Source organism: Bacteroides caecicola, from assembly GCF_023337095.1.
In the GTDB taxonomy this organism is placed as follows: Bacteria; Bacteroidota; Bacteroidia; order Bacteroidales; family Bacteroidaceae; genus Phocaeicola; species Phocaeicola gallinarum.
In genome coordinates this window covers 262,900-282,124 of record NZ_JAMBLM010000002.1, presented here as the reverse complement: position 1 = coordinate 282,124, position 19,225 = coordinate 262,900, and the positions used below count along the sequence as shown (strand labels likewise).

Sequence of the window (19,225 nt, the reverse complement as noted above, 5' to 3'; positions counted from 1 at the left end):
TATACGGTTGCGTAATGGTGCGCTATGGGTAGAATTTTAGCCTTTGCTAATTGGTTGATTCTCTTGGCACTTTCAGCGAGTTTAAAACCGGTATGGCAACGGGGAGAGCAAACAGGAACGAACACAAGTCTGCTACGGCCTGACTCATTTCCACTCCTTGTAAGCCCAAGAAGCAGGGCAGTATCAGAATGGCGGGAATGAAGAACAATCCCTGACGTGCCGAAGCCAGCAATACGGCACGTACCGGGCGGCGGATGGTTTGCAGCAACATGTTGCAAAGAATGACCCACGTGCCCAGCGGCAGGGTAATGAGTTGCCAGCGCAAAGCCTGCGTTCCTACGGCTGTTACTTCAGGGTCTCCCTTACGGAACCACTCTACGATTTCGGGAGCATAGATATAGCCGATGACGGAACATACCGTCAGAAAAACCACGCCAATCTTTACGCAGAACCAAAATCCCTGACGCACACGGGGATAAATGCCTGCTCCGTAGTTATAGCCGCAAACGGGTTGGAAGCCTTGTCCGAAACCGATAAGAAACGAGTTGATAAACATGCAAACGCGGGTTACGATAGACATACCGGCAATGGCGGCATCGCCGTAAGCCCCCGCAGCTACATTGAGCAAGATGGTGGCGACGCTCGACAGCCCCTGACGGCACAGCGAGGGACTTCCTCCGTAAACTATTTCTTTCAGCATGGCAGGGCGCGGAGTGAAATTGCGCAAACGGATGCGGATGTTTTCTCCCCGGCTGTCCATGTAAATCAGAATACTGAAACTGCATACCTGACTGATAAGTGTGGCCCACGCCGCACCCGCAATGCCCATATCGAAAACAAAAATCAGCAATGGGTCAAGTCCGATGTTCAATACGGCGCCTACCATAATCCCTATCATGGCATACACCGCATTTCCTTGAAAACGCATCTGGTTGTTCAGTACCAGCGAAGAAGCCATGAAAGGTGCTCCCAGCAGGATGATGCCCAAATACGTTTCGGCATAGGGCAGAATCGTGTCGGTAGAGCCTAACGCCCGGCAAATAGGACTCAAGAATATCAATCCAAGCAGCGTAATGATGCCTCCTACGATGAAGGCGCAGAAGAATCCCGTCGATGCCATCTTTTCGGCACTCTGGTAATCGCGTGCGCCCAACTTGCGGGAAATATAGTTGCCCGACCCGTGTCCGAAAAAGAAACCGAATGCCTGAATTATCGCCATGATAGAAAACGAAATACCTACTGCCGCCGTTGCCTGCGTATTGATTTTCCCCACGAAATAAGTGTCTGCCATGACGTAGAACGAAGTAATCAACATGCTGATAATCGTAGGAATAGCAAGCGAACCGATGAGGCGCGGAACGGGCGCCGTGGTCATTTCTGTATACTTATCTTTATATTTCCGTTTCATAAGCACAGTAGTATTTTAAGCAAGCGTCGTCGGCTTGTACCGAAAAGCGATGCAAAAGTAGGAAAAAAAGATAAATTAAGACACCTATCGTTCTTTTTTCCTCATAATTACGTATCTTTGCGCCCGTACTATACAAAAAGTTAATTGACAAGGTATAAAAAACAAATAAACAATGGCACAAGAAGACGTTTTTAAGAAGTTAGTTTCACACTGCAAAGAATATGGTTTTGTTTTTCCATCAAGTGAAATATACGATGGACTGGGCGCTGTATACGACTACGGACAGAACGGCGTGGAACTGAAAAACAATATCAAGCAATATTGGTGGCAGAGCATGGTGTTGCTCCATGAAAACATTGTGGGCATCGACTCGGCCATATTCATGCACCCTACTATTTGGAAAGCATCCGGACACGTGGACGCCTTCAATGACCCGTTGATTGATAACCGCGACTCGAAGAAACGTTATCGTGCCGATGTATTAATCGAAGACCAAATCGCCAAGTACGACGAAAAGATAAATAAAGAGGTGGCAAAGGCAGCCAAGAAGTTTGGCGACGCTTTCGATGAACAGCAGTTCCGCTCTACGAATGCCCGCGTATTGGAGCATCAGGCTAAGCGCGACGCATTGCATGAACGTTACTCAAAGGCAATGAATGCCAACGACCTGAATGAGTTGCGTCAGATTATATTGGATGAAGAAATCGTTTGTCCTATCTCCGGCACAAAGAACTGGACCGAGGTACGTCAGTTCAATCTGATGTTCTCTACCGAAATGGGTTCTACGGCAGACGGCGCAATGAAAGTTTATCTTCGTCCGGAAACCGCTCAGGGTATTTTCGTAAATTACCTGAACGTGCAGAAGACCGGCCGTATGAAAATACCGTTCGGTATCGCTCAAATCGGTAAGGCATTCCGTAATGAAATCGTAGCGCGTCAGTTTATCTTCCGTATGCGTGAGTTCGAACAAATGGAAATGCAGTTCTTCGTAAAACCCGGAACCGAACTCGACTGGTTTAAGAAATGGAAAGAAATCCGCCTGAAATGGCACAAGGCATTGGGCTTCGGCGATGACCACTACCGTTATCATGACCATGAAAAACTGGCTCACTATGCCAATGCTGCTACCGACATCGAATTCCTGATGCCGTTCGGATTCAAGGAAGTAGAAGGTATCCATAGCCGTACAAACTTCGACTTGAGCCAGCATGAGAAGTTCTCAGGTAAGAGCATTAAGTATTTCGACCCGGAAATCAACGAATCATATACTCCGTATGTCATCGAAACCTCTATCGGGGTTGACCGTATGTTCCTCAGCGTAATGAGTGCGGCATACTGCGAAGAGAAACTGGAAAACGGCGAAACTCGCGTAGTCTTGAAGTTGCCTGCCGCCCTTGCTCCGGTGAAATTGGCTGTCATGCCATTGGTGAAAAAAGACGGACTGCCCGAAAAAGCACGTGAAATCATGAACGACTTGAAGTTCCACTTCCACTGCCAGTACGATGAGAAAGACAGTATCGGTAAACGTTACCGCCGTCAGGATGCCATCGGTACTCCGTACTGTATAACAATCGACCATCAGACATTGGAAGATAATTGCGTTACGCTGCGTAACCGCGATACGATGGAACAGGAACGGGTGGCAATCTCTGAATTGAATAACATCATTGCAGATAAGGTAAGCATTACAAGTTTGCTGAAAACGCTGCAATAATTAAAGAATAACGCATGAATAAAAACATTCTTTGGCTGATTGTCGTATTGGTTTCATTATCGTTCGGCTTTGCTTCGTGTGCAGAAGATACACAGGTTGAAGATCCGTACGCTAATTGGCAGGCGCGCAATGAGCATTATTTGGATTCGATTGTAGATGTAGCTCGTGCCAACGCAGACGGGAGATGGTATTGTGTGCAGAATTGGAAAATCTGGAACGACGGAATGGCAGGAACTGGTGGTATCGTTTTTGATGATAATTTCGATATGACCGATTCTGTGTATGTTCATTTCCGTAGCGAGCCGGTTGCTGCAGGAAGTGCCCCGCTGTATACCGACAGTATAACTACTTATTATAGGGGAAGCCTGATAAACGGAGAACAGTTTGATAGTAACTATCAGGGCGATTGGGACGATGTGCAGACCCCGCAAATCTATACTCCGAGAGGATTCTTGGTGAGTGGATTGATAACAGGGTGGCAGACGGCTCTGATGGCTTTTCACGACGGTTCTTATCCGGGGATGAAGCCGGGCGATAACGTAGATATCTACATTCCGTATCAGTTAGGTTATGGTGCCAGCGGATATCTGGATATTCGCGGATATTCCGTGCTGAGTTTCCACATGAAGTTAGTCAGCGTAACCCATCCGGAAGGACCGGATGACAGAAGTTTGATGTCTGAAATCGAATAAAAACAATAAAACCTGATGAGGAAATGCAACATCGCTTCCGTACATACTGTATGTTGGTAGTCAGCATAGTCGTGCTGATAGCGGGTGCATTTCCTCATCATCATCACGAAGAACGGTTCTGTTTAAACACAGATTTGACGAGCTGTACTTCTCCGCTCACAGCGGAAAACGAAACCCATTATCCGGGCGATACCGACAGTCATGCGTGTAAAACCACGTGTGTTACTCATTTCTCTTTCTCTTCTCCGAGTAATCGCCCTTTCGATTTTACTCCCGATTATACATTCTATTTCCTTACTTACCCGTTACTGGACGTGTTAGAACATTATCTGTCGTCCGGAGTATCGGCTAAGCATGTCTTTTATTATATCGAGCGTCTTCACGGATTGTATTGCGTTACAGTCCGGAGCCTTCGTGCGCCTCCCGCATTGTCATAAGTTTAAAGGGTTGCAGTCTTAGAAACTGTTGCTTTTCTCCGGCAATCACATTGCAACCCGGTTGCCAAAAATAAGACATACTTTTGCATTATTAAAACACCAAACTTATGAAGAAATATCTTTTTATGGGGACAGCGTTATTGTTCCTGTGCGGAGCATGTACGCAACAACACAACCACGAAGCGGAAGAAGCAGCCCATGAAGCAGAAAGTCATGGCGGACATTCCGATGAAATTATTTTGACTCCCGAAAAAGCAAAAGCGGCGGGAGTGATGGTAGAAACCGTTACTCCGGGAACATTCCGGGAAGTAATACCCACCAGCGGACAGGTATTGGCTGCTCAGGGAGACGAGAATACGCTGGTAGCTGCTACGGCAGGCGTGGTTTCTTTTTCGAGAACCGTTACCGAGGGAATGTCCGTAGGTCGGGATGTGGAACTGCTGAGCGTATCGGCAGAGAACTTGCAGGACGGCGACCCGGTGAAGCGCGCACGCATCGCTTACGAACGGGCGAAGGGAGAATACGAACGTGCGGAAAAACTCATCGGCGAACGTATCGTGTCGGAAAAAGAATTTAATGTATTGAAAGAAAATTATGAGAATGCACGCATTGCTTACGAGGCACTTTCGCCGAGCAAGGCAGGTAAGGGCGTGGCGGTGAAGTCGCCGATGGCAGGTTACGTCAAGGCATGTTTCGTAAAAGAAGGCGACTATGTTACGGTAGGGCAACCGCTGCTTAGCGTTACCCAAACCCGTCGGCTCATGCTGCGTGCCGAAGTGTCGGAGCGTTATTATTCAAGACTGCATAACATTGCTTCGGCCAATTTCCAGACACCATACGATGACAAAGTGTACAGTCTTACCGACCTGAAAGGACGTTTGCTCTCGTTCGGAAAGTCTTCGGATGGCACGTCGTATTACGTTCCCGTAACCTTCGAGTTCGACAACCGTGGCGATGTGATACCCGGTTCGTTTGTCGAGGTGTATCTGCTGGCATCCGAGAGGCAGAACGTGCTCAGCGTCCCCGTGTCGGCACTCACCGAAGAACAAGGTCTGTACTTCATCTATTGCCAGATTGACGAGGAGTGTTACCGCAAGCAGGAAGTAACCGTAGGGGCAAACGACGGCAAGCGGGTGGAAATCTTATCCGGACTGAAAGGAGGCGAAAAGGTTGTAACGCAGGGAGCTATCCATGTCAAATTAGCTTCGGCTTCGACAGCCATTCCGGGACATACACATAATCATTAAGAACTTGTCTTAACGGTGCGGTTCGTTTTTCGGAAGGCGGAAAAACGCTTCGGCTTGTGTTACTTGTTTCATGCGGATAAACCGTCCGGTTCTATTCGGAGAGTTGGATCGTCTTTCGAATAGAATTTTTCAAGCCCCGGAAAAGACCGAAACCGATTGATGACAAGTTCCGGATTTATACGGCTTTTATCTCGTAATGCGTTGATAAATAGCTGGTAAACCTGTAACTAAAAAACTCACATCAAATGCTTAATAAAATTATACATTTCTCGTTACAAAATCGTTTGCTGATTTTGGTGGCTTCGGTGCTTTTGCTGATAGGCGGAACGTATACCGCATACCATACCGAAGTCGATGTATTCCCCGATTTAAATGCTCCTACTGTGGTAGTGATGACCGAAGCAAACGGCATGGCAGCCGAGGAAGTGGAGCAGCTTGTTACGTTTCCTATCGAAACCGCAGTAAACGGGGCGACGAATGTGCGCCGCGTGCGTTCGTCATCCACCACAGGCTTTTCCGTGGTGTGGGTAGAGTTCGATTGGGATACAGACATCTACTTGGCACGTCAGATTGTTTCCGAAAAGCTGGCGGCGGCAAGCGAAGGTCTTCCCGAAAATGTGGGAAAACCTACGCTGGGACCACAGTCGTCTATTTTGGGAGAATTGCTGATAGTAGGACTGACGGCAGACAGCACTTCGATGCTCGACCTTCGTACGTTGGCAGATTGGACGATTCGTCCCCGTCTGCTTTCTACGGGAGGTGTTGCCCAAGTAGCCGTGTTGGGTGGTGACATAAAAGAATATCAGGTGCGTTTACACCCCGACCGCATGAAGCATTACGGCGTAACACTGGGTGAGGTTATGGCAGTTACGCGCGGAATGAACCAAAACACGAACGGCGGTGTGATCTACGAGTACGGAAACGAATACATCGTGCGCGGCGTGGTATCGACCAGCGACGTCGATCGCATGGCTCGCTCAGTGGTAAAGACCGTGGGAGGCGTACCCGTGATGCTGGAAGACGTAGCCGAAGTAAAGGTAGGCTCGCAGCAGCCCAAGCTGGGGGTGGCTTCGGAAAAAGGGAAGCCTGCCGTACTGATAACCGTAACCAAACAGCCTAACACTGGAACCATCGAACTGACTGCCCAACTGGAGGCGGCGTTGAATGACTTGCAGAAAAATCTTCCGAAAGATGTGAAAATATCTACCGACACGTTCCGCCAGTCGCGCTTCATCGAAAGCTCCATCAGCAACGTGAAAGATTCGCTTTACGAAGGTGCCATCTTTGTGGTAATAGTCCTTTTCCTTTTTCTGGCCAATACACGTACGACGATTATTTCGCTCATTACCCTTCCGCTGTCGCTGGTGGTGGCGATTCTCGTACTCCATTACATGGGCATGAGTATCAATACCATGAGCTTGGGAGGTATGGCGATAGCCATCGGCTCGCTGGTAGACGATGCCATCGTAGACGTGGAAAATGTATGGAAACACTTGCGCGAAAACCGGATGCTACCCGTGTCAGAACGCAAGCCGGTGCGCGATGTGGTGTTCAACGCCTCACGCGAGGTCCGTATGCCGATATTGAACTCTACGCTGATTATTATCGTCAGCTTCGTGCCCCTGTTCTTTTTGAGCGGTATGGAAGGGCGTATGCTGGTTCCGCTGGGTGTAGCCTTTATCGTTTCGCTGTTCGCTTCAACCGTAGTGGCATTGACGCTTACTCCCGTGTTGTGCAGTTATCTGTTGGGTGGAAATCCTAAAAAAGACGGACTGCCGAAAGAAGCCTTTGTAGCCGTTTGGCTGAAAAAACATTACGAACGTGCCTTGCTGTGGGCACTGGAACATAAAAAAGCTGTTTTAGGTAGTACGGTAGCTCTTTTCCTTGTGGCGTTAGGCTGCTTTTTTACATTGGGGCACAGTTTCCTTCCTCCCTTCAACGAAGGCTCGTTTACCATCAACGTAAGCTCCATGCCGGGCATATCGCTGGAAGAATCCGACAAGATAGGCAGACAGGCGGAAGAGATACTGATGTCTATCCCCGAAATACAGACCGTGGCGCGTAAAACCGGACGTGCCGAGCTGGACGAACATGCTTTGGGAGTAAATGTGTCTGAAATAGAAGCCCCGTTCGAACTGAAAGACCGCTCTCACGCCGAGTTGTTGGAAGAGGTCCGTCATAAACTTTCGGTACTTACGGGTGCAAACATTGAAATAGGACAGCCCATCAGCCACCGTATCGACGCCATGCTGAGCGGTACGCAGGCAAGCATCGCCATCAAGCTGTTTGGCGATGACCTGAACCGGATGTTCCAGATAGGCAATCAGATAAAAGATGCCGTGGCCGACGTGGAAGGCATAGCCGACCTGAACGTGGAACAGCAGATAGAGCGTCCGGAGCTGAAGATTATCCCCCGTCAGGAAATGCTGGCAAAATACGGTATCTCATTGCCGCAATTCAATGAGTTTGTAACAGTAAATATGGCAGGCGAAGTAGTCTCTCAAGTCTACGAACAGGGAAAGGCATTCAACTTGGTGGTTCGGGCAGACGAGGATTATCGCGGGACAATGGAGCGGGTAAAAGACTTGATGATCGACGATGCACAAGGACAAAAGGTGCCGCTCAGCTACGTGGCGGATGTGGTATCGGCAATGGGACCGAACACCATCAACCGCGAAAACGTAAAACGTAAAATCGTGATTTCTGCCAACACCAGCGGGCGCGACTTGCGCAGTGTGGTGAACGACATACAAGCCCGCGTAGACCAGCAAATCAAGTTGCCCGAAGGATACCACATCGAATACGGCGGTCAGTTTGAAAGCGAACAGGCAGCCAGCCGCACGTTGCTCTTAACCTCAGTGATGAGCATCGTGGTCATCTTTTTGTTGCTTTACATGCAGTTTAAGAATGCCACCCAAAGTGGCATCATCCTGCTCAATCTGCCGCTGGCGTTAATCGGTGGCGTGTTTGCCCTGCTGGTAACAACGGGCGAACTGAGCATCCCTGCCATTATCGGCTTCATCTCGCTTTTCGGTATAGCTACCCGAAACGGCATGTTGCTGATAAGTCATTACAATCTGTTACGTGAAGAGCAGGGTATGGGCATTCGGGAATGTATTGTTCATGGTTCGCTCGACCGTTTGAACCCCATCCTCATGACTGCCCTGTCGTCGGCATTGGCACTTATCCCGCTTGCTCTTCGCGGAGGATTGCCCGGAAACGAAATCCAAAGTCCGATGGCAAAAGTAATCTTAGGCGGATTGCTTACCTCTACTTTCCTTAACGCCTTTATAGTGCCGATAGTATACGAATTGATGAACCGTAAACAAAACGATAAGTGATTTATGAAAACCATACTGACAACCCTCTGTCTGGCGTTTGCTGTCGTATCGCAGGCGCAGACTATTGATGACGTGTTGCGCAGCATCGAGGAAAACAACAAGACCTTGCAGGCGCAACGGCAGGCTACCCAAGCCGGCAAAATGGAGATACAAACCCGAAATAACTTAGAAGACCCATCGGTAGAATACAGTCCGTTTTTCGCAAAAGGCGTAGACGGCATGGCAAGTTCGGAACTGGTAGTAACGCAAGGCTTCGACTTTCCGACTCTTTACGCCGCACGCCGGCAGTCGGGCAAGTTGCAGCAAGAAGTATTGGAACATCAACAGCAAGTCTCCCGTCGCGAAGTATTGCTTACGGCAAAGAACCTCTGCCTCGACCTGATTCGGCTGAATCAAGAGAATGCCTTGCTTACGGAGCGTAAACGAAATTCCGACGAACTGCTGAAACTCTTTGAAGAACGTTTTGAGAAAGGCGACGCCGGTATCTTGGAAGTCAATAAAATCAAGATGGAGCAGATGAGCATCCAAACGGAAGTGGCTCAAAACAATGCGGCTCACCGCACGGCGCTTCAGCAACTGCTTGCCATGAACGGAAATCTTCCGCTGGAATTTTCGGCAGATACCTATCCGCAAGTAGAGCCGATTAATGATTATAATACTTTATATAACGAAGTGATGACTACCAACGCCGGACTGTTGGAAGCCGATGCAGCTGTACGAGCCGCCACAAAAGAGGTGAACGTAAACAAGCAAAGCTGGCTTCCCAAGATTGAAGTGGGGTACCGGCGTAATACGAGTGTCGGAGAAAAAAGCAACGGTTTCCTTGTAGGAGGAAGTCTGCCGTTGTTTTCCAACCGGAAGAAAACAAAGATAGCCCGCGCTCAGGCACTTAGTGCCCAATTACAGTTGGATGATGCTCGTTTGCAGACCGAAGCCCAAGTGCAAAGCCGCTTTAATGAGATGCAGCAGCTTCGCGAAGCCATGCAAGCCTACGATGTAACCCTGATGCACAAAACCTTGCGCTTGCTTAACGATGCCGTAAAAGCAGGACAACTGTCTGTTATCGACTTCTACGTGGAGGCGGAAAATGTATATAAAAACCTGCAAGCCTACATAGCACTTGAAAATCAGTATCAGAAACTGATGGCTTCGATTTACGAAAATCGTTTATAAATCGGTTACTCAGGCATACACCCGGCAAAGGAACAAGGGTGTGTGCCTTTGTTTCTTTCTTAAAAATATGAAAGCAATCGCTCTGCCTTGTTTTTCCTCTCGTTTTTTCTCTGTATCTTTGCGCATGTTAGCATACGATTATGAGCGAAGATACATTGGATAAAGAATCAACAAATACTCCTGAAAAAGAAGAACATTCAAGTTATAAACCGGCTTCCCCGACAGATGAGGCGGTAAAATATCAGCTAAGTGGCATGTATCAGAATTGGTTTCTCGATTATGCCTCTTATGTGATATTGGAGCGTGCTGTACCTCATATCAACGATGGACTGAAACCTGTGCAGCGGCGTATTCTCCATTCGATGAAACGGCTGGATGACGGACGTTATAATAAAGTGGCGAATATCGTGGGGCATACGATGCAGTTTCATCCTCACGGCGATGCTTCCATAGGCGACGCACTGGTGCAGTTGGGACAGAAAGATTTGCTTATCGACTGTCAGGGAAACTGGGGGAATATCCTCACGGGCGACAGTGCGGCTGCTCCCCGTTACATCGAAGCCCGCCTCTCGAAGTTTGCGCTCGATGTGGTATTCAATCCTAAGACAACCGAATGGCAAGCCTCGTATGACGGACGAAACCGCGAACCGGTTACGCTTCCCGTCAAGTTCCCGCTTTTGCTCGCTCAGGGTGTAGAAGGTATCGCCGTAGGTTTGTCGTCGAAAATTCTTCCCCATAATTTCAACGAACTGTGTGATGCCGCAGTTTCTTATCTGCACGGTGAGGAGTTTCATCTGTACCCCGACTTCCTTACAGGAGGTGCCATCGACGTATCCCGTTATAACGACGGAGAGCGTGGAGGTGTGGTGCGTGTGCGTGCCAAGATATCGAAAATTGATAACAAAACTCTTTGTATCAGCGAAATTCCTTACGGTAAAACGACATCTTCGCTCATCGATTCGATATTGAAAGCTGTAGAAAAAGGCAAAATCAAAGTACGTAAGGTAGATGACAATACGGCGGATAAAGTAGAAATATTGGTTCATTTGGCGCCGGGTACTTCTTCTGACAAAACGCTGGATGCGTTGTATGCTTTCACTGATTGCGAAGTAAACATTTCCCCGAACTGTTGCGTCATTGACGAAAAGAAACCTCATTTTCTCTCGGTAAGTGATGTGTTGCGTAAGTCGGTCGACAATACGCTTGGCTTGCTGCGTAAGGAACTTGAGATTCAGCGTAACGAAACGTTGGAAACCCTGCATTTTGCTTCGCTGGAAAAGATATTCATAGAAGAACGTATTTATAAAGATAAACAGTTTGAACAGGCAGAGACTATGGATGCCGCTTGTGAACATATTGACGAACGGTTGACGCCTTTTTATCCTCAATTCGTACGCGAAGTTACGAAAGAAGACATCCTGAAGTTGATGGAAATAAAGATGGCGCGCATCCTGAAGTTTAATAAAGACAAAGCGGATGAGGCTATTGCCCGGCTGAAAGCAGAGATAGAAGAGATAGATAATCATTTGTCGCATATCACGGAGTATACGGTAGACTGGTACTTACGTCTGAAAGAAAAATACGGGAAGAATTATCCGCGACGCACGGAAATACGTAACTTTGATACGATAGTGGCAACCAAAGTGGCGGAAGCCAATGAAAAGCTGTATATCAACCGCGAGGAAGGCTTTATCGGGACGGGACTGAAGAAAGACGAGTTTGTTTGTAACTGTTCCGACATTGACGATGTGATTATCTTCTATAAAGACGGAAAATACAAAATCGTGCGCATTTCCGATAAGCTGTTTGTCGGTAAGAATATCCTTTATGTCAATATCTTTAAGAAAAACGATAAGCGTACGATTTATAATGTAATTTATCGGGATGGGAAGGAAGGTTTCCATTACATCAAGCGATTTAATGTAACCTCGATGATTCGTGACCGTGAATACGATGTAACTCAGGGTACTCCGGGCTCGAAGATTGTTTATTTTACGGCAAATCCCAATGGAGAGGCAGAGGTTATTAAGGTAACATTACGTCCGAATCCGCGTATCAAGAAACTTATTTTCGAGAAAGATTTCAGTACGATAAACATCAAAGGTCGTCAGTCGATGGGAAATCTGTTGACCAAATGCGAGGTTCATAAGATTACGCTGAAACAGCGTGGAGGCTCTACTTTGGGAGGACGCAAAGTTTGGTTCGACCACGATGTGTTGCGCCTGAACTACGATGGCCGGGGGGCATACCTCGGAGAGTTTCAGAGCGAAGACAGTATTTTGGTTATCCTTAAAAACGGAGACTTCTATACTACCAATTTCGACTTAAATAACCATTATGACGCCGATATCTTGGCAATAGAAAAATTTGATCAGGAAAAGGTTTGGACGGCTGTGCTTTACGATGCCGACCAGCAGAATTACCCGTATCTGAAGCGGTTTACATTCGATGCCGTATCGAAACGTCAGAACTATTTAGGCGAAAATAAGCAGAATAAGCTGGTATTGCTGACTTGTCAGGTGTATCCGCGTATCCAAGTAGTCTTTGGCGGACACGACAGTTTCCGCGAAACTCTGGTGATAGAAGCGAGCGATTTTGTGGGAATAAAGAGTTTCAAAGCAAAAGGAAAACGTCTCACCACGTATGCTGTAGACCGCATCGAAGAGCTGGAACCAACCCGGGTGCCTGAACCGGAGCCGGAAGACGACCTGCAGCCGGACGAGGGGACTGAACAGACCGAATCGGCGGAAGAAGAAAACGGACAAATGAAATTATTTTAGAATCCATGAAAAAGCGATTACTGACTCTTTGGTTTGCATTGCTTGCGTGTGCAGGTTTAGGAGCACAGGAAGACAGTTTGTATGCTACCCGTTACGTGATGCGTTCTTTTCTGTTCGGGGCAGGACACGCAAACGTGTTGGATACTTACCTCTCGCCGTTGGAGTACGAAGGGCCTGAAGTACGGCTAATGTACGAAAACATGCGAATGACCAAACTGTTGGGGGGCAATGTCTCTGCCCAAAACCTGTTGCAAGTTAATTTTTCATATACGAAAAATCCGGCACAAACGGCACGCATGTATTCGGGCATTATAAACTGGAATTACGCCTTGCACTATCAGTTCCGTATCAATGAACAGTTGAAGATTCTTGCCGGCCCGATGCTCGACCTGAACGGAGGATGTATCTATAACGAGCGGAATTCCAATAATCCGGCTCAAGCCAAAGCATACGGCAGTCTTGCAGCGTCGGGGATGCTTATCTATAAATTCCGAATCAAGCGCTATCCTTTTATTTTGCGCTATCAGGCAAACTTGCCGCTGGCGGGAGCTATGTTCTCGCCCGAATACGGAGAGTCTTATTACGAAATCTTTTCGTTGGGAAATGGAGGAAAGAATGTTCGCTTTACCTCGTTGCATAACAACCCCTCGCTTCGCCAGATGCTGACACTCGATTTCCCGATTAACCGGATAAAAATGCGCATAGGCTATGTTTGCGATATCCAGCAGGCAAAAGTCAATAACCTGAAAACCCACGTTTATTCCCATAATTTCATGATAGGTTTTGTACGGAACTTCTACATCCTGAAAGGGAAAAACAAACTCAGTATGCCTAATAACGTTACTCCTTATTGATTATGAATATGAAGCATTCGGTATATCATTTCCTCCTTGTTGTTTTGTTGTCGGGACTGACGCTTTCGTGTATTCGTGAGGATATTTCGGGTAATTCGCCGGAAGATAATTTTGAAGCACTTTGGAAAATCATCGACGAGCAGTATTGTTTCCTTGAGTACAAGAATCAGGAGTACGGGTTGGATTGGGACGAGGTACACGAGCGTTATGCCAAACGTATCACTTCGTCAATGGGCTCGGAAGCCTTGTTCGAGGTATTGTCTGAAATGGTGAACGAGCTGCGCGACGGACATGTGAATCTGAGCAGCGCACAGGCTACCTCGCAGTACCGCGAATGGTTCGATGCCTACCCGCGTAATTTCAGCGACAGTATTCAGAGTAACTATTTGGAAAAGGATTATATCAATTCGTCGGGATTGACATACCAGATTCTTGAAAATAACATCGGGTATGTATATTGCTCCAGTTTTTCAGACGGCATCGGAGATGGAAACCTGAATGAAACGTTAGATAAGTTGGCGATATGCGATGGCTTGATTATCGATGTGCGGAATAACGGGGGCGGCAATCTGACAACGGCTCAGAAACTTGCCGCGCGGTTTACAAATGAAAAGGTACTGGTAGGATATATGTGCCATAAAACCGGACCGGGACACAACGATTTTTCTTCTCCCAAAGCGGTGTATGTCGAGCCGTCGACAGGCATACGCTGGCAGAAAAAGGCAGTGGTGCTGACGAACCGACGTTCGTTTAGTGCAACAAACGATTTTGTTAACTCGATGAAACAATTCCCCAACGTAACCGTGGTTGGCGACAAAACGGGAGGAGGTTCCGGCTTGCCTTTTAGTTCCGAAATACCCAACGGATGGTCTATCCGCTTTTCAGCAAGTCCGATGTTCGATCCGGAAATGGAACAACTGGAGTTTGGCATCGACCCCGATGTGAAGGTAGACATGACCAGCGAAGACATCAGTCAGGGGAAAGATACGATGATAGAAACAGCGTGCAGGATTTTAAAGGGCAGTACGAATTGATTTGATTGCCGGATGGTGGATAGGACTTATTACTGCAAATATCTCTCGTGGCAGAATTGATTTAAAGTGTCAAACTATTTTAATCTGTATTGAACTTGTTCTGACTCTATCCGGAGTTTAAAAAAACACTACCCGTAGTGCAGACCAGTCTTATGGGTAGAAACGGTTGACTCTTCCGCTTGGGATGAGCGATGCTAACGGTCGTATTTTCCGGAATATGCGGAAGAGGATTTGCTTCATGTGCTAATAATCTCATTGTCTGTTTGTTACAGTGGAATGTAGGAGGTACGTAAGTTGGGCTTTCTGAAAAGAAAGGGCGGAATGAGTAGCTTTGATTATAACTGACGTTAATATACAAAAAGTTTAAATTTTTTGAATCTGATTTATGAAGAATGCAAGAAAGTACATCTTTGGAGCTTTACTACTATGTGGAAGTATGGGTTTGAGTGCGCAACAGCCTTTGTTAGACGGATTTGCCTATGGCAAAGAACTTGCGCCCGCAGGTAATGAATGGGAACAACCTACGAAACTGTCACTTAACAAAGAGCAGCCTCATACGTGGTTCTTTACGTTTTCCGACGTAGAGCGTGCGCGCAGGCTGTTGCCTCAGTTCAGTGATTTCTATCTGTCGCTTGATGGAACTTGGAAGTTTTATTGGGTAGGTAATCCTGAAGAACGGTCGGCTGATTTTTATAAACCTTCGTTCGACGTATCGGCATGGGACGACGTGACGGTGCCGATGCAGTGGAACGTTGCAGGGATACAGAAAGACGGCTCATTGAAATATGGCGTACCTATTTATGCGAATCAACCGGTTATTTTTCAGCATAAAGTGGCTGTCGGCGACTGGAAGGGAGGCGTGATGCGTACTCCCCCTCAGGATTGGGTTACTTACAAACACCGTAATGAAGTAGGGGCTTATCGCCGCAGTTTTGAGGTTCCTGCCGCATGGGAGAATCGGGAAGTTTATCTGAATTTTGACGGAGTATCATCTTTCTTCTATTTATGGGTTAACGGACATTACGTCGGCTTTTCAAAAAACTCAAGAAATACCTCATCGTTTTGCATTACTCCTTATCTGAACCGGAAAGGCGAAAACATCGTGGCGGTAGAGGTTTATCGAAATTCGGATGGCTCTTTTCTGGAAGCACAAGATATGTTCCGGTTGCCGGGAATTTTCCGTTCGGTGTCATTGACATCTACGTCGAAAGCGCAAGTGCGCGATTTCCGTGTACGTCCTGATTTGGATAAAGACTATACCAACGGGAGTCTTGAGATAGAAGCAGACATTCGCAATCTGGATGATAAGAAGATGAAAGGATATACATTGTCTTATTTGCTGTATGCCAACAAACTTTATTCAGATGAAACAGAGTTGGTATCAGAAGGAAAAGTGAGTGATGTAGAGGTTGCGGAATTATCAGGCGGGGAAAGCATGACCGTGCGGACGGTTATGCAGGTCAAGTCACCTCGGAAGTGGTCTGCTGAAATGCCTTACCGCTATACATTGGTAGGCCAATTAAAAGACCGTAAAGGGCGTGTGGCAGAAACATTTTCTACCGCTTTAGGCTTCTGTAAGGTTGAAATCAAAGATACTCCGGCATCGCAGGATGAATTCGGGATGGCCGGACGTTATTATTACATAAACGGAAAACCCGTAAAGCTGAAAGGAGTGAACCGGCAGGAAATCAATCCGGAGAGCGGGAATGCCATTTCCCATAGCCAGATGGAAGATGAGATTATGCTCATGAAGCGTGGCAATATCAATCACGTGCGGAACTCGCATTATTCCTGTGACCCTTACTGGTATTACTTGTGCGATAAGTATGGCATCTATCTGGAAGATGAGGCTAATCTGGAAAGTCATGAATATTATTATGGAGCCGCTTCTTTGTCGCACGTGCCTGAATTTGAAGCAGCCCATGTAGCCCGGGTTATGGAATTGGCACATGCCCACGTAAATCATCCCTCCGTTGTAATATGGTCTTTGGGAAATGAAGCCGGGCCGGGTAAGAACTTTGTGTCTGCCTATAATGCGCTACATGCGTTTGACGCTTCTCGTCCGGTTCAGTATGAGCGCAATAATGATATTGTGGATATGGGTTCGAACCAATATCCTTCTATTGCATGGATGCGGGAAGCGGTGAAAGGGAAGTATGACATCAAATATCCTTTCCATGTGTCGGAATACGCCCATTCTATGGGAAATGCCGGAGGAAATCTGAAAGATTACTGGGATGCCATTGAGTCGACCAACTTCTTCTGCGGAGCTGCTATTTGGGACTGGGTAGATCAGGCGTTGAATTATTATGACCCTCATACAGGCGACCGTTTTTGGGCTTATGGAGGCGATTTCGGAGATAAGCCCAACAGCGGAATGTTTTGTATGAATGGTATTTTGCTGCCCGACCATTCTCCTAAACCCGAATTTTATGAAGTGAAAAAGGTATATCAGAATGTAAGCGTAAAACCTTTGGACATGAAGCAGGGGAGAGTGGAGGTGTTTAATAAGAACTATTTCATTCCACTTTCTGATTACAGGTTTGTCTGGTCGCTTTATAAAGATGGTGAAAAGATACAAGAAGGCGACATGATTCCCGCTTCTGCTGAAATTGTGAAGCCGCGCGAAAAAGCTGTTTATACGATACCTTATAAATATACGGAGCTGAAAGACGAAAGCGAATATTTTGTGAAAGTACAGTTCCTGCTGAAGAAAGACATGCCGTGGGCAAAAGCCGGTTATGTTCAGATGGAAGAACAGTTATTGCTGAAAGAGGCTGGGGATAAGCCTTCGCTGGCATCGCTTACTGCTTCTATGACGAAGCCTGAGGTAGTGGAAAATGCCGATTTTACCACCGTATCCGGAAAAGGATTCTGTGTGAAGTTTGATAATCATACAGGTACAATTTATAGTTTGGAGTATGGGGGAAAGAAGGTTATCCGTGACGGAGAAGGACCTGAATTGGATACATGGCGAGCTCCCGTAGACAATGATAACTGGGCATATCGCCGTTGGTTTGAAAAAGGATTGCATAACTTGAAACACCGTGTTACCGGATATACTCGCATTTCAACGAAAGAGCATGAGGAAAATGTAATCAAACTGATGTATACGGTAGTGTCTCAAGCTCCCAATCCTGCCGTGCTGGAAGGTGGAGTATCGGGGAGATATAAGGTGAAAGAGCTTTCGGAAACTCCTTTTGGTGAAGATGACTTTAAATTTACCAGCAACCAGATATGGACTGTATATCCTGATGGCTCAATCGGTTTGCAGTCGGGTGTAACATCTAACGACCCTGAAATGGTATTGGCTCGTATCGGATATTCCATGCAGATTCCATCCGAGTTTGAACAATATACTTATTATGGACGTGGACCGTGGAATAACTATGCAGACCGTTGTTCGGGATATTTTATAGAACAATATCAAAGCAAGGTTAGCGACTTGTTTGTAAACTTCCCCAAACCACAAAGCATGGGAAATAGAGAATCAGTCCGTTGGTGTGCGCTGACAGACAAACAGGGTAACGGAATTGAGTTTATTGCAGATTCTGTGTTGTCGGCGTCTGCTCTTCCGTGGTCTGCCATGGAGATGACTTTGGCACCTCATCCTTATCAGTTACCCGCGTCTACGGGAACACATCTGCATTTGGATGCAGCTGTTACCGGACTGGGAGGAAATAGTTGCGGACAAGGCGGACCGTTGGAGGAAGACTGCGTTAAGGCAGGAAACCGTTTTATAAACTTTTTGATTCGTCCGGTAAGCAATTCATCTTTTGTCCGGAATGCCCAAGTGTCTGTATCAGGAGATGCTCCCTTATTGGTCTCACGTAATAAAAACGGGATGGTTTCCATTGACTGTGGCAAGAAGGAGGGTAAAATAATGTATTCGTTGAATCATTCTAAAAAGGCTACATTATATACAGCTCCATTCAACTTGCGTGAAGGAGGAACGGTAACAGCCTTTTATGTCGATAATCCCAAGATATCCGTCACCGAGAGCTTTAACCGGATAGAGAATATTCCTTTAACGGTTATTCATGCGTCGAGTCAGGAAGTAGGAGAAGGCGATGCTTCTCACCTGATAGATGGAGATAGTAATACAATGTGGCATACGATGTATTCGGTTACCGTAGCAAAGTATCCGCACTGGGTTGATTTTGATGCCGGTGAAGCAAAGGAAATCAAAGGGTTTGTATATCTTCCTCGTCAGGATGGGGGGATGAATGGCGTGATTAAGGATTATAAGTTGCAAGTAAGTATGGATGGAAAGACTTGGACAGATGCCGCACAAGGCACCTTCGCTCAAGGCATTCAGGCAAAACGAGTGATGCTGCCTGATCCGGTAAAAGCCCGTTATATCCGCTTCATCGGCTTGAATTCACAAAATGGTGCAGACTTTGCGGGAGGTGCAGAGTTTACAGTTATTGCCGATTAAAAAAATAATTATATTTTTGTGCGACCTTAGTGTTTATGCTAAGGTCGCTATGTTTTAAAACAATCAATCATTAAATACTATGAAACTAAAGTATTATTCTGTTTTGT

The 19,225-nt window shown here is 46.7% G+C and carries 11 protein-coding genes; 10 read left to right on the top strand and 1 reads right to left on the bottom strand.

Features of this window, described 5'->3' with window-relative positions:
- Window positions 1-46: 46 nt before the first annotated feature.
- The gene (locus tag M3085_RS02875; RefSeq protein WP_191710359.1) at window positions 47-1,408 is read right to left on the bottom strand and encodes an MATE family efflux transporter; all 1,362 of its coding nucleotides are present in this window, start codon (window positions 1,406-1,408) and stop codon (window positions 47-49) included.
- Between the two features lie 172 nt (window positions 1,409-1,580).
- Here M3085_RS02875 and M3085_RS02870 point away from each other — a divergent pair, with 172 nt between their 5' ends.
- The 10 genes from M3085_RS02870 to M3085_RS02825 all read left to right on the top strand — a co-directional run bounded on the left by M3085_RS02870 (window position 1,581) and on the right by M3085_RS02825 (window position 19,118).
- Window positions 1,581-3,122, top strand: coding sequence for a glycine--tRNA ligase (locus tag M3085_RS02870; protein ID WP_178256086.1), 1,542 nt, complete (start codon window positions 1,581-1,583; stop codon window positions 3,120-3,122).
- A 14-nt stretch (window positions 3,123-3,136) separates the two neighbouring features.
- Window positions 3,137-3,814, top strand: a complete 678-nt coding sequence (locus M3085_RS02865; RefSeq protein WP_249052236.1) for an FKBP-type peptidyl-prolyl cis-trans isomerase — start codon at window positions 3,137-3,139, stop codon at window positions 3,812-3,814.
- A gap of 23 nt (window positions 3,815-3,837) precedes the next feature.
- Entirely contained in the window at window positions 3,838-4,251 is a 414-nt protein-coding gene (locus tag M3085_RS02860; protein WP_178256088.1) for a DUF6769 family protein, read from the top strand.
- 107 nt (window positions 4,252-4,358) lie between these two features.
- The gene (locus M3085_RS02855) at window positions 4,359-5,498 is read left to right on the top strand and encodes an efflux RND transporter periplasmic adaptor subunit (protein ID WP_178256398.1); all 1,140 of its coding nucleotides are present in this window, start codon (window positions 4,359-4,361) and stop codon (window positions 5,496-5,498) included.
- A 245-nt stretch (window positions 5,499-5,743) separates the two neighbouring features.
- On the top strand, window positions 5,744-8,839 hold the full coding sequence (locus M3085_RS02850; RefSeq protein ID WP_249052235.1) for an efflux RND transporter permease subunit: 3,096 nt from the start codon (window positions 5,744-5,746) through the stop codon (window positions 8,837-8,839).
- Between the two features lie 3 nt (window positions 8,840-8,842).
- On the top strand, window positions 8,843-10,012 hold the full coding sequence (locus tag M3085_RS02845) for a TolC family protein (RefSeq protein ID WP_249052234.1): 1,170 nt from the start codon (window positions 8,843-8,845) through the stop codon (window positions 10,010-10,012).
- Window positions 10,013-10,152: 140 nt separating this feature from the next.
- Complete coding sequence (locus tag M3085_RS02840) at window positions 10,153-12,792, top strand: DNA gyrase/topoisomerase IV subunit A (protein ID WP_249052233.1); 2,640 nt, start codon at window positions 10,153-10,155, stop codon at window positions 12,790-12,792.
- 5 nt (window positions 12,793-12,797) lie between these two features.
- A complete protein-coding gene (locus M3085_RS02835; protein WP_204500139.1) occupies window positions 12,798-13,646 on the top strand; it encodes a DUF3316 domain-containing protein in 849 nt (282 codons plus the stop codon).
- 8 nt (window positions 13,647-13,654) lie between these two features.
- Window positions 13,655-14,680, top strand: coding sequence for a S41 family peptidase (locus tag M3085_RS02830; protein WP_249052275.1), 1,026 nt, complete (start codon window positions 13,655-13,657; stop codon window positions 14,678-14,680).
- A 385-nt stretch (window positions 14,681-15,065) separates the two neighbouring features.
- Window positions 15,066-19,118: a glycoside hydrolase family 2 TIM barrel-domain containing protein gene (locus M3085_RS02825; protein WP_410554086.1), complete on the top strand. Its 4,053-nt coding sequence runs from the start codon at window positions 15,066-15,068 to the stop codon at window positions 19,116-19,118.
- Window positions 19,119-19,225: the final 107 nt, after the last annotated feature.

Excerpts from the sequence above, each read along its gene's own strand:
- M3085_RS02865 (WP_249052236.1), top strand. The coding sequence starts at position 3,137 with ATGAATAAAAACATTCTTTGGCTGATTGTCGTATTGGTTTCATTATCG.
- M3085_RS02825 (WP_410554086.1), top strand. The coding sequence starts at position 15,066 with ATGAAGAATGCAAGAAAGTACATCTTTGGAGCTTTACTACTATGTGGA.
- M3085_RS02870 (WP_178256086.1), top strand. The coding sequence starts at position 1,581 with ATGGCACAAGAAGACGTTTTTAAGAAGTTAGTTTCACACTGCAAAGAA.
- M3085_RS02845 (WP_249052234.1), top strand. The coding sequence starts at position 8,843 with ATGAAAACCATACTGACAACCCTCTGTCTGGCGTTTGCTGTCGTATCG.
- M3085_RS02830 (WP_249052275.1), top strand. The coding sequence starts at position 13,655 with ATGAAGCATTCGGTATATCATTTCCTCCTTGTTGTTTTGTTGTCGGGA.
- M3085_RS02855 (WP_178256398.1), top strand. The coding sequence starts at position 4,359 with ATGAAGAAATATCTTTTTATGGGGACAGCGTTATTGTTCCTGTGCGGA.
- M3085_RS02840 (WP_249052233.1), top strand. The coding sequence starts at position 10,153 with ATGAGCGAAGATACATTGGATAAAGAATCAACAAATACTCCTGAAAAA.
- M3085_RS02875 (WP_191710359.1), bottom strand. The coding sequence starts at position 1,408 with ATGAAACGGAAATATAAAGATAAGTATACAGAAATGACCACGGCGCCC.
- M3085_RS02850 (WP_249052235.1), top strand. The coding sequence starts at position 5,744 with ATGCTTAATAAAATTATACATTTCTCGTTACAAAATCGTTTGCTGATT.
- M3085_RS02860 (WP_178256088.1), top strand. The coding sequence starts at position 3,838 with ATGCAACATCGCTTCCGTACATACTGTATGTTGGTAGTCAGCATAGTC.
- M3085_RS02835 (WP_204500139.1), top strand. The coding sequence starts at position 12,798 with ATGAAAAAGCGATTACTGACTCTTTGGTTTGCATTGCTTGCGTGTGCA.